Annotated in this window: 20 protein-coding genes; 10 read left to right on the plus strand and 10 right to left on the minus strand. The window is 58.0% G+C overall.

The window, feature by feature from the left end; all coding sequences use genetic code 11:
- Positions 1-7 precede the first annotated feature (7 nt).
- The 7 genes from tssF to tssA form a co-directional block, all read right to left on the minus strand.
- Positions 8-1,789 (minus strand): type VI secretion system baseplate subunit TssF, encoded by a 1,782-nt coding sequence (tssF, locus tag AVCG78_RS21230; RefSeq protein ID WP_071207207.1) that lies wholly within the window; start codon positions 1,787-1,789, stop codon positions 8-10.
- Positions 1,782-2,291 (minus strand): type VI secretion system baseplate subunit TssE, encoded by a 510-nt coding sequence (gene tssE, locus AVCG78_RS21235; RefSeq protein WP_071207205.1) that lies wholly within the window; start codon positions 2,289-2,291, stop codon positions 1,782-1,784. The genes tssF and tssE overlap by 8 nt, the downstream gene beginning before the upstream one ends.
- The gene (locus tag AVCG78_RS21240) at positions 2,284-3,111 is read right to left on the minus strand and encodes a type VI secretion system accessory protein TagJ (RefSeq protein WP_156582583.1); all 828 of its coding nucleotides are present in this window, start codon (positions 3,109-3,111) and stop codon (positions 2,284-2,286) included. The genes tssE and AVCG78_RS21240 overlap by 8 nt, the downstream gene beginning before the upstream one ends.
- Positions 3,108-4,493, minus strand: a complete 1,386-nt coding sequence (gene tssC, locus AVCG78_RS21245; RefSeq protein ID WP_234665005.1) for a type VI secretion system contractile sheath large subunit — start codon at positions 4,491-4,493, stop codon at positions 3,108-3,110. The genes AVCG78_RS21240 and tssC (AVCG78_RS21245) overlap by 4 nt, the downstream gene beginning before the upstream one ends.
- A gap of 84 nt (positions 4,494-4,577) precedes the next feature.
- On the minus strand, positions 4,578-6,059 hold the full coding sequence (tssC, locus tag AVCG78_RS21250; protein WP_070148435.1) for a type VI secretion system contractile sheath large subunit: 1,482 nt from the start codon (positions 6,057-6,059) through the stop codon (positions 4,578-4,580).
- Between the two features lie 72 nt (positions 6,060-6,131).
- Positions 6,132-6,647 (minus strand): type VI secretion system contractile sheath small subunit, encoded by a 516-nt coding sequence (tssB, locus tag AVCG78_RS21255; protein WP_012654305.1) that lies wholly within the window; start codon positions 6,645-6,647, stop codon positions 6,132-6,134.
- A gap of 75 nt (positions 6,648-6,722) precedes the next feature.
- A complete protein-coding gene (gene tssA / locus AVCG78_RS21260) occupies positions 6,723-7,799 on the minus strand; it encodes a type VI secretion system protein TssA (RefSeq protein WP_012654306.1) in 1,077 nt (358 codons plus the stop codon).
- A gap of 219 nt (positions 7,800-8,018) precedes the next feature.
- Between tssA and tssH the strand changes: the two genes are divergently transcribed.
- The 5 genes from tssH to secD all read left to right on the plus strand — a co-directional run bounded on the left by tssH (position 8,019) and on the right by secD (position 15,334).
- Complete coding sequence (tssH, locus tag AVCG78_RS21265; RefSeq protein WP_071207338.1) at positions 8,019-10,730, plus strand: type VI secretion system ATPase TssH; 2,712 nt, start codon at positions 8,019-8,021, stop codon at positions 10,728-10,730.
- Positions 10,731-10,792: 62 nt separating this feature from the next.
- Positions 10,793-11,269: an Hcp family type VI secretion system effector gene (locus tag AVCG78_RS21270; protein ID WP_012654308.1), complete on the plus strand. Its 477-nt coding sequence runs from the start codon at positions 10,793-10,795 to the stop codon at positions 11,267-11,269.
- Positions 11,270-11,446: 177 nt separating this feature from the next.
- Entirely contained in the window at positions 11,447-11,953 is a 507-nt protein-coding gene (locus AVCG78_RS21275; protein ID WP_041698651.1) for a hypothetical protein, read from the plus strand.
- Between the two features lie 295 nt (positions 11,954-12,248).
- Positions 12,249-12,644 carry a hypothetical protein gene (locus tag AVCG78_RS21280; protein ID WP_139191584.1) on the plus strand — a complete coding sequence of 132 codons (396 nt, stop codon included), beginning with the start codon at positions 12,249-12,251 and terminating at the stop codon, positions 12,642-12,644.
- Between the two features lie 170 nt (positions 12,645-12,814).
- The gene (gene secD / locus AVCG78_RS21285; RefSeq protein WP_156601501.1) at positions 12,815-15,334 is read left to right on the plus strand and encodes a protein translocase subunit SecD; all 2,520 of its coding nucleotides are present in this window, start codon (positions 12,815-12,817) and stop codon (positions 15,332-15,334) included.
- 46 nt (positions 15,335-15,380) lie between these two features.
- On the opposite strand, the gene AVCG78_RS21290 is transcribed toward secD, so the two are convergent.
- From AVCG78_RS21290 to sfnG, 3 genes are all read right to left on the minus strand, one after another.
- On the minus strand, positions 15,381-16,835 hold the full coding sequence (locus AVCG78_RS21290) for an FAD/NAD(P)-binding protein (protein WP_156582585.1): 1,455 nt from the start codon (positions 16,833-16,835) through the stop codon (positions 15,381-15,383).
- Positions 16,836-16,912: 77 nt separating this feature from the next.
- Entirely contained in the window at positions 16,913-18,151 is a 1,239-nt protein-coding gene (locus tag AVCG78_RS21295) for an SfnB family sulfur acquisition oxidoreductase (RefSeq protein WP_071207197.1), read from the minus strand.
- A gap of 43 nt (positions 18,152-18,194) precedes the next feature.
- Entirely contained in the window at positions 18,195-19,304 is a 1,110-nt protein-coding gene (gene sfnG / locus AVCG78_RS21300; protein WP_012654313.1) for a dimethylsulfone monooxygenase SfnG, read from the minus strand.
- 290 nt (positions 19,305-19,594) lie between these two features.
- On the opposite strand from sfnG, the gene AVCG78_RS21305 reads away from it, so the two are divergent.
- From AVCG78_RS21305 to arsK, 5 genes are read left to right on the plus strand one after another with little or no spacing between them, the layout of a single operon-like run.
- Positions 19,595-19,966, plus strand: coding sequence for an ArsR/SmtB family transcription factor (locus AVCG78_RS21305; RefSeq protein WP_012654314.1), 372 nt, complete (start codon positions 19,595-19,597; stop codon positions 19,964-19,966).
- A 4-nt stretch (positions 19,967-19,970) separates the two neighbouring features.
- Entirely contained in the window at positions 19,971-21,065 is a 1,095-nt protein-coding gene (arsB, locus tag AVCG78_RS21310) for an ACR3 family arsenite efflux transporter (protein WP_071584543.1), read from the plus strand.
- Entirely contained in the window at positions 21,062-21,484 is a 423-nt protein-coding gene (gene arsC, locus AVCG78_RS21315; RefSeq protein WP_071207194.1) for an arsenate reductase (glutaredoxin), read from the plus strand. The genes arsB and arsC overlap by 4 nt, the downstream gene beginning before the upstream one ends.
- 40 nt (positions 21,485-21,524) lie before the next feature.
- Complete coding sequence (arsH, locus tag AVCG78_RS21320; RefSeq protein WP_234665039.1) at positions 21,525-22,184, plus strand: arsenical resistance protein ArsH; 660 nt, start codon at positions 21,525-21,527, stop codon at positions 22,182-22,184.
- Positions 22,181-23,431 (plus strand): arsenite efflux MFS transporter ArsK, encoded by a 1,251-nt coding sequence (gene arsK, locus AVCG78_RS21325; protein WP_071207190.1) that lies wholly within the window; start codon positions 22,181-22,183, stop codon positions 23,429-23,431. Before arsH ends, arsK begins: the two co-directional genes overlap by 4 nt.
- Positions 23,432-23,446 lie beyond the last annotated feature (15 nt).

A 23,446-nucleotide genomic window follows, 5' to 3' on the forward strand; every position in this document is an offset into this window, starting at 1 on the left:
ACCACCCCTACAGCAAAGGCCGCTCGGCGGCCCGGGCGGGCCAGCGGACAATTGGCTCGGACTGGCCGCGCATGGTCAGGGTCAGCCGGGTGAAACTGTTGACCGAGGTATAGAGCCCGCAGAAATGATCAATGATGCTGCCGAAGATGAAGGCGGCTGCCCGGTCGATCATAGCCGGGTCAAATTCGATCTTGACATCGGTGCCTGGCACCATGGCGGGGCCAAGCCGGGCGAGTGCGTGCTTGGCCTCGACGCGGCTGATAGCTTCGACAAGCTGTCGCGTTTCCGGCGCATCGCGCAATGCATAGAGCGAGAGAATATCCTTCAGTGCCGAACCGTCATTGTCGAACAGTGACAGATGATTGAGCAGAAGATGGGAGACCAGCCGCCACTGGCGCGCCAGTTTTTCATGGATACGAATGGCGGGCGTTGGCGGTAAAAGCGCCTTGATCTCGGCCACGCTTTCACTGCGCTTGACCAATTGAAGGTGCGGGTGACCGCCGCCGAAAGGCAATTGGCTGGCCAGGTCTCTGTTCAGGCATAGGGTATCGACGCTGGCCGTCAATCCGGTCGGCTCAAGCGGACCGCGATTGCGGTCAACGAAGGCGATCTGGGTATCCGAGGAGCCGTCATCCTCATCGAACCGGCGAACCGCCTGCCAGAACACACTGCTATTGGCGCCGCGCTGGCTGCTCCCGAAAAACGGCCGGGCATCCTGTTCTTCGCCGGACGCCGCCGAAAGCCGGACCTGTTCGACCATGTAGATTTCCCGGGTCGTTTGGCGGCGGCTGTCGGGCAGGAGCGAATATTCCGTGCGGCTGCCATCCAATGTCAGCGGTTCAGAGCTTTGCCGGAACAAATTGATGACCGGGGTGGCATTGAGGACGATGTCGCTGGCGGAAATCATCCGCTCCAGTCGCGCGTCACTGCTGTCCAGATAGATGTAAAGCTCGACATCATCGCCCTGCCAGCGATCCATGCCGGATACCTCCAGGAACAGAAATTTTTGCGGCAACGTGAAAAACTCTGTCAGCAGCCGGTATCCGGCAAAACTGCCCGGTGCCGTGGGAAGCATCGCCTGCTCCGGCGCAAACCCCAGCGGACGCAGGTTTTCCGCTGCCAGAAAGACTGCATTGCGATCCTCCGAATGCCGTGCCAGCGCCATGCCGATGCAATGATTGGCCAGAAGCTCGAACAGGGCGGCGGCCTGCGCCCATGCGGAGGCAATGAAAAAAGTCAGGCGCTTGACGCCAAGCCCGGCCATGCTGTCCTGCTTGGGGGCCGTAGAGCGCAGGGACAGACGCAACACGCCTGCCGCACCTGCAAAGGGTGTCGCTGGCGCATCGAGCGGCAAGCCGGTCAGGCTGGCATTGCTGACCGTCATCGGGACAATTTCCACATCCTGCGTGGTGCGGAACTGACAGGGATCGCCGCCGACCGGCTCGGTGACGATGTCGGTATGGCGCGGCAGCAATTGCATGCCGGCCAGCGTTGCGCCTGGCGCAAATTGCACGATGCTCATCGGCGGCACTGGTGCCAGATAATGGGGGTAGAGGGTTTCCAGCAGGCTGTCGGTCAGTTCCGGAAATTCATCGTCCAGTTTTTGGCGAACGCGGGCGGCGGAATAGGCGAAGCTCTGGATGATCCGCTCTACATGCGGATCGTCGGCCACATCACCCGACAGACGCAACCGCCCGGCGATTTTCGGGAAGGCGCGGGCGAATTTTTCCGCGCGCCTGCGAAGCGCGAACAACTCGTCATTATAGCGTTCCAGAAAGGTTTCAGCCATTCGACGCCTCGATGCGGAAAGCCTGGGTGGAGGGGTCGATGCGAGATTCGAAACTGACCGGCGGCATCCCGTCATAAAGGCGGAACGTACCGTTGATGCGCATCCGCAAGGCGCGGTCGCCCTCTGTATTGCCTTTGAGGATCGTGACCTTGACGTCGGCGAGGCGGGTTTCAAACAGCGCAATGCGCCGTTCCACCAGTCTTGCCAAGCGAAGTTTGGATTCGTCGGTGGAAAGATTGGCCGAAAGAACACCATCGACGCCATAGGAGACCAGCGCGTCCTGCAACTCGCCAAGTCCATCCGGTGGTGCCTGCGGGCAGCGGCGGGTGTTCAACAGCGCTTCCAGGTCGCGGCGGATCACTTCGCGCATCTCACGCACCTGTTCGCTGACGCTGGTTTGCGGATCACTGTCCATATCAGGCGTATCGTCCAGCAGCCGGTCCAGGACGGATCGGTTCAATACCCGCTCAGAGGCGCGAAACCGCTGTAATGGATCAACCATGGGCAGCCTGCCTTTCGCCGGTCGCATCCGATTGCAAGCTTTCAAGATCGTGGAAAGACACCAGTTCGTCGCCCGCCAGCAGGCATCGCTGGCCAAGACCGGTGACGATCCCGTCCACCGCATCCATCCACTCGGTCTGATGGCCGAGTTGCAGGGCAGGGCTGGAATCGGCGCCATAATAAATGGCGGGGAGAAGCACGGTCGCCTCGGCGCCGCTTTCCAGTGTCAGTTCCGCCGGGCGGAAGGCCGTGTCCCGGGGGCGGCGTATCGGTTGCGGCGTAACAGACGCGATCCTTGAAAAATCGACCCAGAGATAGGCGCCGCCGGTGGTCAGCACTTCAAGCGCATGAGGGATACGGTCGTCGAGATCGCGGATATCGGCAACGGCGGCGCCGTTCCACAGTATCGGCACAGTGCCACGGCTCTCTTCCAGTTCGGCAAGCAGAGACACAGCCTCGCTTGCCGCTCCTTCCTTCAGGGCTAGGTTGAGCTTTAGCGCAATCTGGTCGCTGGCGGTGGGGCCACCGGGAAAATCCGGCAGAGCACCGGTTTCAAACCAGGCTTTGCGGGCTGCCATCCCACGGATCTGCTGGCGCAGCATCGAAAAACCGACGGCATCCTGCGGCTGGAAGCGGACAGCCAATTCGCATTGGCTGTCGGCCTTTTCATAATCGCCAGCCAGAATCAGCAGGTCGATATAGAGATGGCGCAGGTCATGATCGCTGGCCGCCGTTTTCAATTCGGCTTTGACGGCATCCATGGCCTGGGCAAGATCTGCATCATCGAGCAGGCTGGCAATGCGGCGGGAGGCGGTACTCATGCAACTATCCTTTTCGGTTCCGTCTGCCCGGGGGTAGCGCCCATGGCGGCAGCGCCCGAGGTTTCGGCGACGAGATGAAAACTGGTGGAGATATCATCGAGCTGGAAATGCGGCTGCAATCTGACCGTGCAGGAAAAGGCACCAGGTTTTCCAGGAATTTCCGTGACGTGGATGCCTGCGGAACGCAGCGGATAACGGCTTCTGAGCGACACATCCGCATCGTCATTGCCCAGCGTATAGCCTGACAGCCAGTCTTCCAGCCGGCGCTGAATGACATTGGCGGTGCTGAGCTGGCCAATATTGTCGCGCATGATCACCTTCAGGTAATGCGAGAAGCGTGACGCGCAGAGTACATATTGCAGCATGGCCGCCAGCCGGGCATTTTGTCGGGCGGTTTCGCTGGAATAATGGCCGGGCGCGTGCAGCGACTGGTTGGCGTTGAAAATCGCGGATGATGAAAGATAAGTCGTAGCAACCGGCACGATGCCGAGATCGGACAGTTGCAATTCCTGGGAGCGGGTCAGTTTGACCTCGACGGGCGGCTGGGCGGACAGGCCCTCGCTTTCCACACCGATATCAAGGCCCGGCAATTGCCAGGGCGCCAGCATACCGCCATCGATCTCGTCCTGGGTAACGCCGCGCATGTCGGCAAACCAGCCGGAATCGATAAAGGTGCGCAGAATAATCGCCGCAAAGGCGAAGGCACTGTTTCCCCAGAGCAAAGTCTCTCCGCTTTCCGAGAGATGTTCACGAAACGGAAAACCGTCATTGCGCTTGCGCCAGAATGGTTTGTGGGGCGGGCGCATCAGCACGCGCGGTGCAACCAGGCCCAGGAAACGGGTATCGTCATTGCCGCGCAAGCTGTTCCAGCGCAGCCGCGTCTTGTCCTGTTGCAACCAGGAAAAATCGGAAACCCGGTTCAGTTCGCGGAAGGTTTCAAGACCGATGGCCTGCGGCGATGCACCGGCGATGAAGGGACAAAAGGCCGCTGCGGCTACCGTTGAAAGGCGTGCAAGCGTACTGACTGTATCGCTACCATCGATGGTGGCGGGAGAGAGGTCGTAATCGCCGACCAGAAGTCCGAATGGCTCGCCGCCCGGCATGCCGAATTCTCGGTTATAGACCAGTTCGAACAGGTGGCTCTGGTCGAAATCGGTGGCGCGTTCCATGCTGCGCGCCAATTCTTTCCAACTGGCGCTGATCAGCTTGATTTTCACCTCGGCGCTGCGTCCGGCTTCGCGGACCAGCAAGTCAAGACCAAGCCACCGCGCTTCCATCGCCTGGAAGTCGGGATGATGTAGAATTGCATTCACCTGCCGGTTCAAAACCGCGTCGATTTCCGCGATCAACCGATCCGCCAGCATCCGTGACGATGTCCTCACAATACCCCCCGGTGGACGCGCATGTTTGATGACGTTGACGATAGAGGTCTGCGCGAAGCACCCGCGCAGACCTTTGATGATCGATCAGTTTTTCGATGGAATACGGGCAACCATGCGCAGCGAAGTTGTCAGCTCTTCCATCTGCAGCCATGGACGCAGCCAGGCGACCGCATTGTAGGAGCCCGGTTTGCCAGGGATTTCCTGTACCGTCACCTTGGCATCGCGCAGCGGATACTTTGCGCGCGAATCTTCTCCAGCATCGTCATTGGCATTGACGTAGTTGGAGATCCAGCGATTGAGCCAGACTTCGCAATCGTCTGCTTCCATGAAGGAGCCGATCTTGTCGCGGCCCATGACCTTCAGATAATGGGCGAACCGTGAGGTCGCCATCATATAGGGCAGGCGGGCGGAAACGGCGGCATTGGCCGTCGCTTCGGGCTTGTCGTAGAGCTTCGGCTTATGGGCGGTCTGCGCGCCGAAGAACACGGCGTAATCGGTGTTCTTATAGTGGCAGAGCGGAAGGAAGCCCAGCTTGCCCAGCTCGGCGTCGCGACGGTCGGTAATGCCGACTTCTGTCGGGCATTTCAGGTCGAGGTCGCCATCATCGCTGGAGAACACATGCATGGGCAGGTTTTCCACCTTGCCGCCGTTTTCCGCGCCACGGATGGCTGTGCACCAGCCGTTCTTCGCAAACGCTTCGGTGAGGCGCGTCCCCATGACGTAGGCGGCATTCATCCAGCAATAGCTATCGTGATGCAGCTCGCCGCTTGCCTCGCCCAGGGTTTCATCAAAACCGAACTCGTCGATCTGGCTGGTTTTCGGGCTATAGGGCATGCGCGCCAACACCCGTGGAAGGGCCAGCGTGACGAAACGCGAATCGTCGCTTTCGCGGAAGCTGCGCCATTTGGCATATTCCACCGTCTCAAAGATTTTTTCGAGGTCGCGGGGCCGCGACAATTCCCGGAAATCGTCAAAGCCGAACATCCGCGGGCTTGCTGCCGAGACAAACGGCGCGAAGGCAGCGGCGGCAATCGAGGACACGCCCTGAAGCAATTGGACGTCCTCGAAAGAATTATCGAATTCGTAATCGCCGACGACAGCACCCATCGGTTCACCGCCAGGCGTGCCGAATTCGTCTTCGTAAATCGACTTGAACAGCCGCGACTGGTCGAATTCGACCGCTTTGGCTAGGTCTTTCGACAGTTCGCGTTTGGAGGCGTTCAGCACCCGGATTTTCAGGTTGACGCTGGTTTCAGAATTCTTGACCAGATAGTTCAGCCCCCGCCAGCTGCCTTCCAGCTTGGTAAATTCCGGCGATTGCATGATGGCGGCGAGCTGGGTGGAAATCACCTTGTCCAGCTCGGCAATGGCATTGTTCAAGGTGACCGTCAGGTTGCGGTCGTATTTTACAGTACCTTTCAGGGCCTGATCCGTCAGGGTGCTCAAAAGGTTGCGGGCGCGGTCCGGCTCCGTCTGACGGGTGGCGGCAACGACCTTCGACAACAGCCCCTGTTCCTCGGTGGCGGCGGTCGTTTCATTCGGCTTCAAAACGCTTTCAGCGCTCATCTCTTCAATCCTTTCAAAGCGGCGTCACACAAGGGCCGCCAGTCAAAGAGTTTTCGGTTGGACCGGCTGGTGTCAGCTCTGGCCGTTGCTGTCGGGCCGGTCTTTCAGCTCGGCGACGAGCTTTGAAAGATCACCACGGTTTTGCAGAATGTCTTCGAGAAGCCGTTCGAGATCTTCCGAACGGTCCGCCTTGCTGAGCAGGTCGCGCAATTCATTGCGGGCATCCAGCAGCGCTTTCAGCGCTGGCACCTGCTGCACTACCGACCCCGGCAGGAAATCGTCCATGCTTTCGAACTTCAGATTGACGCCGATGTCGGTGCCGTCATTGTCAATGGTATTCTTCACCTGGATATTCAGGCCGGGCGTCATGCGGCGCATCACATCGTCGAAATTGTCCCGGTCGATCTGGACGAATTTCCGCTCGTTGAACGGCTTCAGCGGCTGGGTCGGGTTGCCGGAGAAATCGCCGAGCACACCCACCACGAAAGGCAGTTCCTTGATCACCATCGCACCTTCGGTTTCCACCTCGTATTTGATGTGGACCCTGGGCTTGCGAACCCGCTCTAGCTTTTCATGCACACTTGCCATCACTGACCCTCCTTGCGTGCCCCCTGGGCATCAAAAAATCCGGTAGGCGGATGCCGAAGCCTCCGCCGATGTGTGTTAGTTTCCGCTCTCCTTGGCCGGTTTGATGCCGGCAGCAATGAGAATGGCATTTCTGGTCTGTGCTTCCGGCAGCAACTCCGTCAGCAATTCGGAAAAATCCATGCGTCCTCGCCGCACCAGGGTTTCAATCGACAGCGAAATCGGCGAATGCGGTTCCGTGCGGCGGAAATAGCGGGCGACATTCATCAGGAGATCGAAGGCGTCTTCACGCGAAGCAATGCCTTCGGGCCCCTCGGCTGGGCGGGCAGCGGGCTGGATTGCGCCGGCCGCAGCATTCTGTTGGGTCGTCTGTCCATCTTCACCTGAAGGGGTGGCATTCTGATTGGCAGGCAATGTCGCGTCGTCGCGCCCGCCAAGACTGCGAATCGCCGCAATGATTTCCTCAAGCACGTTGCGGATATTGGATGCCGGTGGGGCAAACTGTCCGTAGCGCTGGGTAACGAGCGCATTGAAGCCATTGAAGGCGGCGAGGCATGTGTTGACCTCGGCCAGATGAGCAGAGAGAGCAGCTATTCCGGCCTCGGCTGCGGCCTGATGCAGGCTATCGCGCAAACCCGTTTCATCACTGCGCTGGGCAAGTTGATAGTCCCAAAGCGTGAATTCCCCGAATTTCCCAAGCGGCAAAAGCGAAGACAGGCGTAAGGGCTGAATCAATGTTCCCTCGGCGCCAAAACCATTCAATCCGGCAAAGGGTGCCAGCTTTTCCTCGATATCTTCATCATCAATCGAATGAAGCTCGTCGCTATATCGTTCTATAAGCGACGCCGTCGCTTCATAAACTTCACTCAGGCCGGGAAACCCTTCAAGTCGCAAACGGGATTCTGCAAGCCAAGCCAATACTTCGAGATCTTTGCTGACGGAAGAAGTAATTTGCAATCCAAGATTGCTCACCAGGTTCCAACTTTGGGAAACTTTGATAACCTCTCCAGGTGTCGTAGATCTTTCTTCCGTCCTTGCTTGGTTCCTTGCGTCCTTAATTCTGTAGTATACCTCACGATAATTGGCATCCACGCGAATATTTATTCCGCAAGGTCCGTTTTCTACTAATGCTGTAGCCAATTCATTGTCGATCAACGATAGACTAGCCCCATTTTGAATTAACTAATATATGCCACTTGTTAATGTGGGGCGCAGTTATATTTTTGTCAACCTGAGGTCATTTGTTTGATGTCGGGGGTGATGCCTGGCTTTGCATATCTTAAAAAAATTATCTCGCGCTCTGGACAGGTTGGGGTAATCGCCTTAGTTGTTTATTCCAACGAAGGTAAGGTCGTTGCTGGGGAGGCTTTTTGCATGTCGCATATTGACCTCAATCGATTGATCGAATCGCTTGAGCCTAATTTGCGTGTCGCGCTTGAGACGGCTGCATCCACAGCAGCCGGGCGCGGACACGGACAGGTTGATATTGCTCATCTGCTTGCCGCCGTCATGGATGCGGCATCGTTTCAACCTGTGTTGGAACAATTGGGCTTGCCCATTGCAGCACTTCGCCGCGAAGTGAGCGATGCGCTCGATGACACCGTGGTGTCCGGATCCGGTCAGCTCGCTTTATCCCAGAATATTCTGACTTTGGGTCGTGAAGCCTGGATTTGTGCTTCGCTCCAGTCTGGAAGACGTGCGATTACGCTTGCCGATATATTTGCGGCTATGGATGATGAGCCGTCGCTTCGGGCCTTGACCCGTGGTCGTTTCCCGTCGCTGAGGATGCTGGACCGAACAGCACTCGAAACACTTTTGCAGACAGACGTTGTCGCCGAGACGCCAAAATCGTCGTTGTCTCCGGCGTCGGCCCGGGAAGACGAGTTCCTGCGACTTTACACTCATGACCTTACCGAGGATGCGCGGGCGGGCCGGCTTGATCCGGTCGTCGGCCGTGATGGCGAACTTCGCCAGATGATCGACATTTTGTTGCGCCGGCGACAGAATAACCCGATACTGGTCGGTGAAGCCGGTGTTGGCAAGACAGCGGTGGCCGAAGCGCTGGCGCTGGAGATTGCCGCCGGACGCGTGCCGGAAAAATTGCAATCCGTACGGCTTCTGATGCTCGATCTGACTCTGTTGCAGGCAGGCGCTGGCGTGAAGGGTGAGTTCGAACGGCGGTTGACCGGCGTTATCGAAGCGGTGAAACGTTCGCCGGAACCTATCATCCTGTTTATCGATGAAGCGCATGGCCTGATCGGTGCCGGTGGGGCAAGCGGGCAGGGCGATGCCGCCAATATTCTCAAGCCCGCGCTAGCGCGGGGCGAAGTGCGGACCATCGCTGCCACGACCTGGAGCGAATATAAGAAGTATTTCGAAAAAGATGCCGCGCTGACCAGACGCTTCCAGCCTGTGCATGTGCGTGAGCCGGACGAGGAAACCGCGATCCGCATGTTACGCGGAATAGCTGAGACCTTCATGGCCCATCATGGGGTAAAGATCCGTGACGAGGCTATCGTCGCTGCCGTACAACTTTCTGCCCGCTTTCTTCCAGCCCGCCAATTGCCTGATAAAGCGGTCAGCCTGATCGATACCGCCGCAGCCACGGTTTCGCTGGCGCGCCAGACGGTGCCGGAACAATTACTGCTTCTTAAAAGCGAGCTTTCGCATCTCACGGTCGAGACCGACTGGCTTGCCCGTGAGCCAGAAAATACGGATGTGCAGGAGCGCCGCCAGGCCGTGGCCACTGAAATGGAGCGCCTGGCTAAGGAAATCGATAGCCTCCAAGCGCGCTATGATGCTGAAATTGCAGCGCTGGCAGCGAGTGACGAAGCGCCCGCCGTAGACAATGATATGACAGCGTCCTTGGATGTTGCTGACGTCAATGTCACCCCATTGATCACTCCTCTGCGGACACGGGGGCTTACCCGCCGCGCGGCTTCTCTGGCGCCGACCTCCGCTGGCGAAGAAAAGCTTGTGCCGCATGAGGTCGATCGCAATGTTGTTGCCGCCGTGCTGGCGCGGTGGACCGGCATTCCTCTGGGCAAACTGCTGGCCGACCAGATTGAAAGCGCAAAAAGCCTCGATATGAGGTTGAAGGAAAAAGTAATCGGCCAGGATGCCGCACTGGAACGGATCGGTGACGCCATGCGCGCGGCGCGCGCCGGGCTTTCCGATCCACGCCGTCCGCCTGCCGTGTTCATGCTGGTCGGCATGTCGGGAACCGGCAAGACGGAAACCGCGCTGACGCTGGCCGACCTGATGTATGGTGGTAGCCAACATCTAACGACGATCAACATGTCGGAATTCAAGGAAGAGCATAAAGTATCCATGCTGCTGGGTGCTCCTCCGGGCTATGTCGGCTATGGCGAAGGCGGCGTGCTGACCGAAGCCGTGCGGCGTCGGCCCTATGGCGTGCTGTTGCTCGACGAAATCGACAAGGCGCATCCCGGCGTTCAGGATATTTTCTACCAGGTGTTCGACAAGGGTATGTTGCGCGATGGCGAAGGCCGCGATGTTGACTTCCGCAATACCACGATTTTCATGACGGCCAATACCGGCTCGGAATTGCTGGCCTCCTTGGCCCTTGATCCAGACACCATGCCCGAAGGTGAGGCGTTGGAAGCATTGTTGATGCCGGAACTGCAAAAGCAGTTCAAGCCGGCCTTCCTCGGACGCACGCTGCTGTTGCCGTTCATGCCGCTTGGCAAGGAGGCCCTGTCGCGGATCGTCGATATCCAGATCAACCGCATTCGGGAGCGTATTTTTTCGGCCTATGGCACAGAGCTTGCTCTGTCCGAAGAGGCCCGCAATGCGCTGGTCGGACGCGCTGTTGCAAGTGAGATCGGAGCTCGTGCCATCGAAATCATGATTGGCCGGGATCTGTTGCCGCCGCTTTCCAGCTTCTTCCTTGAGCTGGTCGCAACCGGCGCAAAGGTTACCGAAGCTCTGGTAACCCATGATGAAAAAGGGTTCGGCGTTCGCGCCGGGGCCGCTGGGGAAAAAGAGGAATTCGCCGATGCCTCGGGTGCATCGGTGGATAAGGATGCCGCGTCGGAAGGGGTATCCAGACGCATGCGGCAGTGAGTGAAAGGTGAACCATACCTCGCCGTGAACGAGGTGATTTCAATTTATATAGGAGAATTTATATGCCGATTTATCTGAAGGTCGATGGTATCCAGGGTGATGCGACCCACGAAGAGCACCGCAACTGGATGGACATCGAGGCTATTCACTGGAACGTTAGCCGCGCCATGAACACCACTGCTGGCTCGACTGCCAACCGTGAAGCCTCTGAACCCGCAATTTCCGAAGTCATCCTGACCAAGGTCAGCGATTCCTCTTCCACGAAATTGTTCCAGGAAGCCTGCGCTGGCCGCACTGGCAAGCAAGCGGTGATCCACATGGTCACCACCGGCAATCCCGGCAATACCTATATCGAATACACGCTCACCAACACACTGATCGCCAATTATTCCGTCGATTCCAGTGGTGACCGTCCGGTCGAAACCATTAAGCTGAACTTCACCAAGATCGAAGTGAAGTATACGCCTTACGACGACCAGAACAACCCGAAGTCGCCGATGATCGCATCTTACGATCTGTCGACCACAAAGGCTGCGTAATCCGCCTTTCTCCTGCAGCGGCACCGCCTTCGGGCGGTGCCGTATTTGTTGTGATGCCGATATTTCGGATGCGCCCGTTCGAGCGAATGTTCCCTGATAGCGTCTTCAAGGTGAGGGTGCGTGAGCAACTTCGGCCTTCGGTATCAAGCACGTCTATCGTGATTCAAGGAGAAGGCTATGCCTGATTTCGATGTGTCTTCCTCAAGTTTGAAGATGAAGCCGTTTAACAGCAATGATGTATCCCAGCCCATGAGCCGTATGGGACGAGGTCCGTCACTGGATTATATTACCTATGCACCAGGCCCGCGCGAGGTTGCCTCTCGCAACGCCGTTGGAGGCGCTGCTGCATCTGCGCTGCGCATGGGATCGGAAGCTCTGAACAGCTATGCCTTGACCCATTGGGCAAAGAAATGGCTGGAAAACAACGAAACCAAAATCCTCGCAAAACTGTTGGAAACCGGCGATGGCGCCTTTGTCGTTCAAGTGAACTACATGGAATCGGACGCCAATGAGACCCGAACCTATCTCAGCCGCGATATTTATCTGCTTGGTACTGTGCCGAAGGCTGCTGATGCCGGTCGTATACTGACGGCGGACCTGATGTATGGTCCGAAGATCGATGCGCAACGTCCCAATAATTCGATCAAGTTCCGCTATGCCTACCTGGTGGGCGAGCGCCTCTGATATTTTGAACTCTCGCATCTCGTTTGCACCGAATGCTTTCAAGGCGAGGATGCATCAGCATCTTCGCGCCGTGGTGTTAGACATGGGGCTGCTGTGAGAAATACGAAGAACAGGTAGTCGTCTGTTGTCCGCAGCCATGTCATCGGCATGATGCTTCATCACGACGTCGAGCACGCATCGCGGTGAACTGTCGTTTGACCCAGCCGGATGGCAGTAGCGTTCGATCTCCAAACCCGGCAAGGGTCGACAGCATCGTGTTGCTCTGCTAATCACGGCCATGGCGATTAACCAACATATGATGTCGGCAAACGAAGAGCAGACTTTTTCAAAAGGTCTGAAGCCCGGCGTTCTGATTGCGATTATCGCGCTTGCGGTTGCCTATCTCGGCTTTTTGTTTGGGGCACCGTTACCCGCGCCGCTTGGCGCACACGGGTCAGCGCTTTTGCATGCGCCACAGCAGACACAGCATCTGGCGGCACGGGAAAATGGCAGCCGGGCTGTTGCACTGGCGTCCCGGCCCGATCCACGCGTTCCAGTGCCGCCGCCTGTGGCTGTACTGAGCTTGGGGGCTGAGCATTTCCTGCTTGTCGGGCGGTCTTCTGTCCAGCGTGTCGAGCGTTCTTCGCCTTTGGTTTCCGGGCGGATTTCGCGGGCTAACCTGGCCAGGGCGCCCCCATCCTTGTCTGCCTGATCCCGTTTTTCGATCAACGCGCGACCGCGCACCGACCGTCTGCCGTTCAATACCTGTGACCAGATTTATGCGGCAGACATCAAGCGTTTCATTTAAGCCCAAGCCTTTTCGCGGGGTTTTGGCATGTGAAGGCGCATCGGTAGCAGCGGCGCAGGCATGGATACTGTTCTATGAAAACCTCTCCCTGGCTTGTGGCTACCTATGTGGTCATCATCGCCTTTGGCATCCTAACGGCACTGCCGAATATTCTGTCGCCAAACACGCTCAATAGCTTTCCCTCCTGGTTCCCGAAGGACAAGGTCGCACTTGGCCTTGACCTTCGCGGGGGCTCTCATCTGGTGCTTGAGGTTGATAGCGCCGATCTGGTGCAGGAAAGACTGCAAAGCCTGATTCAGGATTCCCGCCGTGCGCTGCGCGACGATGGCGTTGATGCGGCGACAGTGCGCAAGAGCGGCTCCTCGCTGGTCGTGACCCTTCAGTCGGCGGAGCAAAGAGCCGCAGCCTTGACCGCCTTGGGTAAGCTTGCCCATCCGGTCGGCCTGACGGGCGCGCCCGATCTGGCGTTTACGGGTGAGGGCACCACCATATCCGTAACGCTTGCCGAGGCCGGAATTACCGACCGCGCCAATGCCGGGGTTGAGCAGAGCCTGGAAATCATTCGTCAGCGTATCGACCAGGTTGGTGTTGCCGAACCAACGATCCAGCGCATCGGCGGCGACCGCATTCTTGTTCAGCTTCCGGGTACGCAGGACCCGGCGCGCATTCGTGAACTTCTTGGCTCTACCGCCAAGATGAGCTTTCACATGCTATCGGAAAATGCCACGGATGGAACAGCCGTACCGCGCGGCGTCACCATGCTGAAGGATGATGAGGGCCGCGCCTATCCGGTTGATGACCGGGTGGAACTGGCAGGCGATCGCCTGACCGATGCCCGCGTTGGCTTTGACCCGAATACCAATGAGCCACTGGTCAGTTTCCGCTTCGATACGGCGGGTGCGGCGCGTTTTGCCGAAATCACCCGTGTCAATGTCGGCAAGCCTTTTGCCATCGTGCTGGACGACAAGGTTCTGTCTGCCCCTGTCATCCGTGAGCCGATTACTGGTGGCTCCGGCCAGATTTCCGGGAATTTCACGGTGGAAAGCGCAACGGACCTTGCTGCATTGCTGCGCGCCGGGGCGTTGCCCGTCAAGCTCACGGTCATTGAAGAGCGGACGGTTGGTGCTGACCTGGGCGCGGACGCCATCAAGATGGGTGTCTATACCGGCTTGATCGGCTTTGCGCTGGTCGTCGGATTTATGATCGTGCTCTACGGCGGTTGGGGGATTGTCGCCAATCTGGCCCTCGGTCTCAATGTCATCCTGACCTTCGCCTGCCTGTCGCTGATTGGCGCGACGCTGACCCTACCGGGTATCGCGGGCATTGTGCTCGGTATCGGCCTTGCTGTTGACGCTAACGTGCTGATTAATGAGCGGATTCGGGAAGAAACCCGCAAGGGCCGTGGTGCCATGGCGGCGTTGGATGCCGGTTTCCGCCGGGCCTATTCCACCATTATCGATAGTAATGTGACGGCGCTGATCGCCACGCTGCTGCTGTTCTGGTTCGGCTCCGGCCCGGTTCGCGGTTTTGCCATCACCATGGGGCTGGGCATTGCCATATCGATGTTCACAGCGGTTTCGGTGGTGCGTGTTGTCATGCTCGCCATCATCAGGCGTTACAAGCTGAAGCGTCTCGATATCAAGCCGCTGCTTCCCCTCCAGTTGATCCCTGATGGAACACGCATTCGTTTCATGCGGGCGCGCTTCGTTGGCATCGGCATTTCTGCGTTCCTTTCGATTGCCTCTCTTATCCTGTTCGTCACGCCCGGCTTGAACTATGGCGTCGATTTTCGCGGCGGTATCCAGCTTGAAGTGGTGACCCAGGACCGCGCCGATCTCGCCGCCTTCCGGTCGGGCTTGGATGGGCTTGGGCTTGGCGATGTCACGCTTCAGGAATTCGGCGATGCTCGTCACCTGCTGGTTCGCGTCGAGCGGCAGCCGGGTGGTGAAGAAGCGCAGACCGCGGCGGTGGAGCGGCTGAGAACCGAGGTAAAGGTTATCGATGCAACGGCGTCGGTAGAGCGCACCGAAGTTGTTGGCCCGAAGGTGTCGGGAGAACTGGCGACCGCGGGTATCCTCTCGGTCGTCCTCGCCAGCCTGGCCATGCTGGGCTATATCTGGGCGCGTTTCGAGTGGCCTTTTGCGGTTGGCGCAATTGCGACACTCATTCTCGACGTCACCAAGACGATTGGCTTCTTCGCGCTCACCGGGCTTGATTTCAACCTGACGGCCATCGCGGCGCTGCTGACCCTGGTCGGCTATTCCGTCAACGATAAGGTCGTGGTCTATGACCGGATGCGCGAAAATATGCGGCTCTACAAGACGATGCCGCTGCGTGAACTGATCGATCTGTCGATCAACGAAACGTTGGCCCGCAGCCTGTATACATCGGCCACTGCCTTTCTTTCGCTGTTGCCCATGGCCATCTGGGGCGGTAGCGCGGTTGAGAGCTTTGCCGTGCCGATGATTTTCGGCATTGCCATTGCGGCCTCATCGTCGGTGTTTATTGCCGCACCGATCCTGCTGTTCCTTGGGGATTGGCGTCGCAAGCGGGCGGCAGTTCCGGAAAAGCCAGCCGGTTCCGTCGAGGCTTGATCAACAGATCCCCGCTGCCGTCCACTGACGGCAGCGGGGCTATCGTTTATGCTGCGTCTTCGGCGGTTACTGGCGCATCGCGATGGGCTTCCTCAAGCCGCGCATATAGATGATCGGCGATGTCGCGAGCATGATGCGCGACCTGGGGAAGACCCATTAATTCCCCGAAGGTACCACGGGCAAGCGGTCCGGCGACCAGTAGGCCCGGCGTTACCGCTCCATGCTGGTCGAGAAGGCGCGATTGCCGGTCGCAATGCAGCCCAAGACCGGTCGGGTCGAGGCCGATCAAGCCCTTAAGCGCAAGGTTGCGGAGATAAGGCTGGTTATCGATGATGGCGCCATGCGCCGGACCGGTGGCAATGACCACGGCATCGACAACACACGACACCTTTTCGGTACTGCGCGCCAGACGTAGGGAGACACGAATTTTCGAGCCATCATAGGATACTGTTTGTACCGACGCTGCCAGTATCTCCATCTGGCCCCTGCTGATCGCCTGGTTGATGGCCCCTTCCACTTGCGGGGCGATGCGGAATCGATGCACATCCCAAAAGGGGCGCAGATGGCGCACCAGGCGCCGCCTCTCATCGAGCGGTAGTGCGCCCCAGATCTCCTGGGCCTGAGCGCGAACCGCATCCAGCACGGCATGCCAACTGATGCCTTCCGCTGCGGCATGGTTGATCTGTTCACGGATGCGGCGCGTCAGATGCCGGATCGACCGGCTAGGCGGGTCGATAAAGTCCCCATAGGGCTCCTGTACCGTCCCGGCATGGCCTCTGGAACGCAGGCCACGTCTTGAAATGCTGGTGATCGGCCCTTGATGGTTTCGCGCCAGCAAGGACGCAGCGATATCGGCACCCGTCAGGCCATTGCCGACAATAAGAACGGCATCGTCCGGGCGAATGACGTTGAGCGCATCCGGCACGGTCGCATCGGGGATGAAGCGTGGGTGTCCTTCCAGAATGGCGGCAAGCGCCTTTGGTGGCCTGGGGGAGGGATGACTGGTGGCAATCACCACATCATCTGCCTCCAGTGTTGTTCCATCCGCTTGTGTCAAGCGCCAGCCTCGGGTGGACGGGTCCAGCGAAACGACATCGGATTTGACATGCTCTATCCGGCCATTGGCCAGATAAGGTGCCAGCTTCGAGGCGATATAAGCACCGAAATCGCGCCGGCGCGGAAATATCCTGCCATCGTCCAAAGCCGCTTGCCTGTCTTCCTCACCCAGACGGTGCTTGCCGACCCAATCGAGAAAGTCGAGAGGCTCGTCAGGGTCGAGGCTCATCCGGTCTGCAGGAACATTGATGCGATGAGCCGGGTCAGCCGTGTCATAGGCAAGGCCGCCGCCAAGTCTTGCCCGCGGTTCGTATATGACGATGCGCACATGGCCGGGCTGTGTCTTGCGGGCTAGATTCCAGGCCACAGCCGCACCTGTAAATCCGCCACCAATGATGGCGATTGTTGGCGGCTTTTTGGCCTGAGTCAGGTTGGCGGCAGGCATGGAAGTTTCTCCACGAGATTTCATCGGCATTAGGCTACTTCATCGCGCAGAAAATCGGAAACGGTGCGATGCTTTTATCAGCTCCAGGCATGGAGCGGTGGGTTCTCGCCATTCAGGTAATATTTGCCGAGAATGGAATATTTCCAGCGCACCGGGTCATGCAGCGTATGGGTTCGGGCATTGCGCCAATGACGGTCCAGATTGTGCTCGGCCAGGGTCGATCTCGTGCCTGCGAGTTCGAACAATTTATTGGTCGCCTCAATGGCAATCTCGGTCGATAGAATTTTCGCTTCGGCGGTGATGATTTGCGCTTGGGCGACGGTGTCAGCATTGGGGTTGGCAACAGCGACGTCGATGGCCCGACCGGCTTTTTCAAGCAATGCCTGGGCGGCATGCAGGCGTAGCGACAGGCTGCCAACAGCCTGGATCGTGTAGGGGTCGTCGCTGGCGCGCTCCAGGCCGGAATCCACCCAGGGCCGGGATTTGGTGCGGACGAAATCGATGGTTTCGACAATCGCCGCCTGGGCGATGCCAGTATCGACGGCAACCTGGATGATCTGGAAAATTGCGCCGTCGGCAGTCGGTACCTCATAGCCCTTGTAGCCCGGAACCAGCCAGGCTTTGTCCACCTTGACATTCTCTAGAATGACGGTGCCTGAGAGCGTGGTGCGCTGGCCGAAACTGGACCAGTCGTCGATAACCGTCAGGCCCGGTGCATCGCGGTCGGCGATGGCATACCAGGCACGGCCTTCCTCATCGAGGGCGACGATTGGCACTTTGTGGGCGAGTAACGCGCCGGAAGAATAGAATTTCTTGCCGTTAACGATGACATGATCACCGTGATCGGTAAATTTCGTTTCGAAATCGGCGGCCCGTTTCGAGCCGAATTCCGAAAAGGCATTGCCCAGCCGCAAGCCTTTCAGCACTTCCCCGAAGATCAATCGCTGTTGGGCTTTGTCGGACACGGTGCGAATTGCCGCCACGACGCCCAGATGGTTCTGCGCCACCTGTCCGATGGAGGAATCGGCCTGCGATATGATTTCGATGACCTTCGCCAGTGTGGCATAGGAAAGCTCGGGGCCACCGAATTCCTTTGGGACGTTGATCGACCAGAGGCCGCTTTGGGAAAAAGCGTCGAGTTCCGCAACCGGCCAAATTCTGTCCCGGTCCCGGATCGCCGCATCCTTGACGAAGTCTGCTGCGAGGCGATGGGCGATCTCGATGGCTTCCGCATCGCTTCTGATTACATGTGCGGGCTCAATGGGACGCGGGATGGCAGGTATTCCGGCTTTTTCCGGCTTGGCAATGATATTCATGAAAATCTCCCTGGGTTAACGGGCAACTGCGTATTTCGATCGGTTATTCGGCAGCTTGCAGTGCGCCGTCTTCCCGCGCTTCCAGTTCGCGCACCAACGGAATGACCTTTTTGCCAAAAAACTCCACCTCTTCCTGGAAATGCAGGAAGCCCATCAGGATCAGGTCCGCACCGGCGCGTTTATGCTCGATGATCCGTTCGGCGACCTGTTGCGGCGTGCCGATCAGGTTGGATTTGAAGCCGTCATTATATTGGACCAGATCCTGGAAGGTGGATTTTGCCCAATTGCCTTCGCGCTCCGGCGAGGCATTGCCGGCATTCTGAACTTCATGCTTGAAGCCATTGACGGCATCGGGAATGGCCTTGTCGATGATTTCCTTCAGGGTATCCTGAGCTTCCTGCTCGGTGTCGCGGACAATGCCGAAGGCATTCATGCCAATCCTGGTGCGCCAGGTCTTGCCGAATAGTTTTTCCTTGGCGCGGATGTCATCGACCTGGGCTTGCAGGCCTTCCGGCGTGTTGCCGTTGGTGAAATACCAATCCGACACGCGGGCCGCCATGTCTCGCGCAGCGCGTGAGGAACCGCCCTGGAAGACCTGTGGAACGCCGCCTTCCGGCTTCGGTTTCATGGAGTAATCGTTGAAGCGATAGAAATCGCCGCGCAGATTATAGCTGTCCTCGGTCCAGATGCCGCGAATGGCCCGGATGAATTCTTCTGAGCGACGGTAACGTTCATCATGGTCCAGCCACGGTTCACCAATCGACGTAAATTCACCCCGGAACCAGCCCGAGACGATATTCACATCGACGCGCCCGTTGGTGAGGTGGCTGATTGTGGCGATCTGCTTGGCAAGCAGGGCCGGGTGCCAGGGGCCGGGAAGCACCGCGGCGATAACCCGCAGCTTTTCCGTCGCCGCCAGTAGGGCATGGCTGAAAGACACGGATTCGTGCTGGTTGTCGGCGCCATAACCGGCGGTGAAGCGGATCTGGCTGAGGGCGTAATCGAAGCCGCTCTGCTCGGCAATCTGCGCCAGCTTGCGGTTATACTCTATCCCCCAATGGGTCCGTTGTTCGATGGAACTGATGACCAATCCGCCGGAGACATTGGGAACCCAATAGGCGAATTTCAGCGGCTCTCTTTTCTGGTGTGGCATATCCGTCTCCTCCATTGGGTTTCAAAAGTGACCTGCATTCCTGCTTACGATGGTGCGAGCTGCATGGCGCAATAGTGTTAAACGATAGAAATAGTAGACGATAAATCAAAGATCATATGCGCTGTGCGATGGATCACGGCGGGAATAATTTGCTCAAAATATGCGATGGATGAGACGGGTCTTGCCGCTTCGGAGCCTTACAATGCAGCCGTGCAGCTCCTGGTTTTTCTCCCTTGCATTTATTGGGAATCTTGAATAGATAAATTCAACTATTCAAGGAATATTGAAATATGGATCAAAAACAGGCTCTCTCCGCCTTCGCCGCTCTTTCCCAGGAAACCCGGCTACTGATCGTCCGTATGCTTGTTGTGGCTGGGCCAGATGGCATGGCGGCCGGTGCGCTCGCCGACAAGATCGACGTGTCTCCCTCCAATATCTCCTTTCACCTCAAGGAGCTTGAACATTCCGGATTGATTGCCGCGCAACGGCAGTCACGGTCGATTATTTATACCGCCAATTATGCCGCCCTGGGCGGACTTGTCCGGTTTCTGATGGAGGATTGCTGTTCAGGACATCCTGACATCTGCGTGCCCGTTGCTGAGCTTGCCGTCTGCTGTGCTCCGGGATCGAAGCCACCGGTCGCCACGTCATTGGAGCGATAAACAGATGTCCACATTCGAACGTTATCTGACGGTCTGGGTTTTCCTCTGCATTCTCGCAGGGATCGCGCTTGGACATGCCATGCCCGGTGTGTTTCAGGTCATCGGTGCCGCCGAAATCGCCAAGGTTAATATCCCGGTTGCGGTGCTGATCTGGTTGATGATTATTCCGATGTTGATCAAGATCGATTTCGCAGCGCTTGGGCAGGTTGGTCGTCACTGGCGCGGCATCGGTGTTACCCTGTTCATCAATTGGGCGGTCAAGCCCTTTTCCATGGCGCTGCTTGGCTGGCTGTTTATCGGCACCCTGTTTCAGCCCTTGCTTCCGGCTGTGCAGATCGACTCCTATATTGCCGGACTGATCATCCTGGCTGCGGCACCCTGCACGGCCATGGTCTTCGTCTGGTCTAACCTGACAAAGGGCGAGCCTCATTTCACTCTTTCCCAGGTCGCATTGAACGATGCGATCATGGTCGTGGCCTTTGCGCCCATTGTCGGCCTGTTGCTTGGCCTGTCGGCCATCACCGTACCTTGGGATACCCTGGTGTTTTCGGTGGTGCTCTACATCATCCTTCCGGTGATCGCGGCGCAGATTTTGCGGCGCAGTCTGACTTCGTCCGGTTCTTCTGCCTCGCTCGACCGACTGTTGAAGGTGCTGCAACCGATGTCGCTTGTAGCGTTGCTGGCCACGCTGGTATTGCTGTTCGGGTTCCAGGGCGAGCAGATCATTGCCCAACCGACCATTATCGCCCTTCTTGCTGTGCCGATCCTGATCCAGGTCTATTTCAATTCGGGTCTCGCCTATCTGCTGAACCGCGCGACGGGTGAACAGCATTGCATTGCCGGGCCTTCAGCCCTGATTGGCGCGTCGAATTTCTTTGAACTGGCGGTGGCCGCCGCCATCAGCCTGTTTGGCTTCAATTCCGGTGCCGCCCTTGCCACGGTCGTCGGCGTTCTCATCGAAGTGCCGGTCATGCTGTCGGTCGTCTGGATCGTCAATCGCAGCAAGGGCTGGTACGAGCGTGGCACGGCGGTGCAGGCGGCTGGTCTTTCCCAAGCCAATAGTCATGAAACAAATACCGAGGAGAAGGTCCGGTCATGAACGCCACTATCTATCACAACCCCGACTGCGGCACGTCACGAAACACGCTGGCAATGATCCGCAATGCAGGCATCGAACCGCTGGTTATCGAATATCTGAGCAACCCACCAACGCGAGGCGAACTGGCCAAAATGATTGCCGATGCCGGACTTTCGGTGCGCGACGCGATCCGGGAAAAGGGAACGCCCTATGCCCAACTTGGGCTGGATAATCCTGATCTCACCGACGCGCAATTGCTGGATGCCATGCTGGAACACCCGATCCTGATCAATCGTCCGTTCGTGATCACCTCGCTTGGGACGCGCCTCGCCCGACCCTCCGAACGGGTCCTTGAGATCCTGCCCAATACCCATCAGGGAGCGTTCACCAAGGAAGACGGTGAAAAGGTTTTGGACAGCGAGGGCAAACGCCTTGTCTGATTTGCCAGCAGCTGTCGAACAGCATTTGAACCATCCAGACATGGCGGCCTTGATGCCTCCGGTCTCCACGCACAAGCCTCGAATCCTGATCTTGTATGGCTCTCTGCGGGCCGTGTCTTACAGCCGGTTATTGGCGCAGGAAGCGGGCCGGCTGCTTGAGCATTTCGGGTGCGAGGTGAGGATATTCGATCCTGCGGGCTTACCATTGCCAGATGCAGAACCGGTCAATCATCCAAAGGTCCAGGAATTGCGCGCGTTATCTGCATGGTCGGAAGGTCAGGTCTGGGTCAGCCCTGAACGCCATGGCGCGATGACCGGTATCATGAAATCCCAGATCGACTGGATTCCGCTTTCCATCGGTGCTGTGCGCCCGACCCAGGGAAAGACCCTGGCTGTCATGCAAGTTTCGGGAGGATCGCAGTCCTTCAATGCGGTCAACCAGATGCGCATTCTTGGCCGCTGGATGCGGATGATCACCATCCCCAACCAATCCTCCGTTGCCAAGGCATTCCAGGAGTTTGACGCTGACGGACGCATGAAGCCCTCTTCGTATTACGAACGGGTCGTTGATGTCTGCGAGGAGCTGGTGAAGTTTACGCTCCTGACACGAGATGCATCCAGCTATCTGACCGACCGCTACAGCGAGCGGAAGGAAGCGGCTGAAAAGCGCGAGACATTCACGGGCAACACAACACCATGAGCCTGAATAGGAGCAGTCCCAGCCGCTTGTTGCTCTCGACCGACCGGGGCGAGATCTTTGCGATCATCGCTTTGGGGCTGACGCAAATCATCGGTTACGGCACGCTCTATTATAGTTTCAGTATTCTCGCCCCTGCCATGGCGGCGGATCTTGGCTGGTCGAGCGAATGGATTTTCGCAACTCTTTCCGCTGCTCTGCTGGCAGGCGGATTGGTAGCACCTTGGGTAGGGCGCATCATCGATGACCATGGTGCAGGTCGGGTCCTGACGGTGGGATCGATGGTCGCTGCGCTGTCCCTGGCCGCCTGCGCGTTTGCGCCGGGCAAGATTACATTTGTAATGGCGCTGATCGTCATTGAGATGGCATCGACCCTGGTGCAATATACGGCGGCTTTTGCCTTTCTTGTCCAGTTTCGGCCGCAGAGTGCGCAACGGAATATCACTTATCTGACTTTGATCGCCGGTTTTGCCTCGACGATTTTCTGGCCATTGACCTCGGCCCTTCATGCCGATCTCAGTTGGAGGCAGGTCTATCTGGTTTACGCGCTTCTGCATCTTGCCATCTGCTTGCCGCTTCATCTGTGGCTGGCAAGCCGGGTGGGTGGGCGTCATGCACCAGTTGTCGCTCCCAGTGCCACGTCACATCATATCATGGAAGGAGGGCTGCCCGACAGGTTGCGACCTATCGCCTTTCTCCTAATGGTGACAGGTTTTGCGCTTGAAAGCTTCGTGAATGCGGCTTTGCTCGTGCATATGGTGCCGCTGTTGACGGCGCTTGGCCTTGGCTCCGCCGCTATCTTGGTCGGAACCCTGTTTGGCCCATCGCAAGTTCTCAGTCGCTTTACCAATATGATGTTTGGCCGCGATCTGTCTCAACTGACATTGGCACTGGTTTCGGCACTGCTGATGCCGGGGGCAGTTGCGGTGCTTTTGTTGACGGCGCCATCCTTTTCAGGCGCATTGATTTTTGCGGTCCTGTTCGGCTTGGGCTCCGGCCTCGGCAGCATCGTTCAGGGAACCCTGCCGCTGGCATTGTTCGGCAACGCCGGTTACGGCAGGCGCCAGGGGCAAGTCACCGCCGTTCGGTTGGTCGTGTCTTCGACGGCCCCTTTCGCTTTCGCATGGATGATGGAAAACATGGGTACGGACCTGGCTCTTGCAATCAACACCGCCATTGGCGGTGTTGCGGTCCTCGCCTTCCTGGCAATTGCACATTTGGCCCAGCGTCAGCGCACAATGCCAACATAGTCTCTCGGGACCTCA

The organism is Gillisella vitis (assembly GCF_021559775.1).
In the GTDB taxonomy this organism is placed as follows: domain Bacteria; phylum Pseudomonadota; class Alphaproteobacteria; order Rhizobiales; family Rhizobiaceae; genus Allorhizobium; species Allorhizobium ampelinum.

Bases quoted from the DNA above. Each gene is read 5' to 3' on its own strand.
- tssF (WP_071207207.1), bottom strand. From the start codon at position 1,789: ATGGCTGAAACCTTTCTGGAACGCTATAATGACGAGTTGTTCGCGCTT.
- tssE (WP_071207205.1), bottom strand. From the start codon at position 2,291: ATGGTTGATCCATTACAGCGGTTTCGCGCCTCTGAGCGGGTATTGAAC.
- AVCG78_RS21240 (WP_156582583.1), bottom strand. From the start codon at position 3,111: ATGAGTACCGCCTCCCGCCGCATTGCCAGCCTGCTCGATGATGCAGAT.
- tssC (WP_070148435.1), bottom strand. From the start codon at position 6,059: ATGAGCGCTGAAAGCGTTTTGAAGCCGAATGAAACGACCGCCGCCACC.
- tssB (WP_012654305.1), bottom strand. From the start codon at position 6,647: ATGGCAAGTGTGCATGAAAAGCTAGAGCGGGTTCGCAAGCCCAGGGTC.
- tssH (WP_071207338.1), top strand. From the start codon at position 8,019: ATGTCGCATATTGACCTCAATCGATTGATCGAATCGCTTGAGCCTAAT.
- AVCG78_RS21270 (WP_012654308.1), top strand. From the start codon at position 10,793: ATGCCGATTTATCTGAAGGTCGATGGTATCCAGGGTGATGCGACCCAC.
- AVCG78_RS21275 (WP_041698651.1), top strand. From the start codon at position 11,447: ATGCCTGATTTCGATGTGTCTTCCTCAAGTTTGAAGATGAAGCCGTTT.
- AVCG78_RS21280 (WP_139191584.1), top strand. From the start codon at position 12,249: ATGATGTCGGCAAACGAAGAGCAGACTTTTTCAAAAGGTCTGAAGCCC.
- secD (WP_156601501.1), top strand. From the start codon at position 12,815: ATGAAAACCTCTCCCTGGCTTGTGGCTACCTATGTGGTCATCATCGCC.
- AVCG78_RS21290 (WP_156582585.1), bottom strand. From the start codon at position 16,835: ATGCCTGCCGCCAACCTGACTCAGGCCAAAAAGCCGCCAACAATCGCC.
- AVCG78_RS21295 (WP_071207197.1), bottom strand. From the start codon at position 18,151: ATGAATATCATTGCCAAGCCGGAAAAAGCCGGAATACCTGCCATCCCG.
- sfnG (WP_012654313.1), bottom strand. From the start codon at position 19,304: ATGCCACACCAGAAAAGAGAGCCGCTGAAATTCGCCTATTGGGTTCCC.
- AVCG78_RS21305 (WP_012654314.1), top strand. From the start codon at position 19,595: ATGGATCAAAAACAGGCTCTCTCCGCCTTCGCCGCTCTTTCCCAGGAA.
- arsB (WP_071584543.1), top strand. From the start codon at position 19,971: ATGTCCACATTCGAACGTTATCTGACGGTCTGGGTTTTCCTCTGCATT.
- arsC (WP_071207194.1), top strand. From the start codon at position 21,062: ATGAACGCCACTATCTATCACAACCCCGACTGCGGCACGTCACGAAAC.
- arsH (WP_234665039.1), top strand. From the start codon at position 21,525: ATGGCGGCCTTGATGCCTCCGGTCTCCACGCACAAGCCTCGAATCCTG.
- arsK (WP_071207190.1), top strand. From the start codon at position 22,181: ATGAGCCTGAATAGGAGCAGTCCCAGCCGCTTGTTGCTCTCGACCGAC.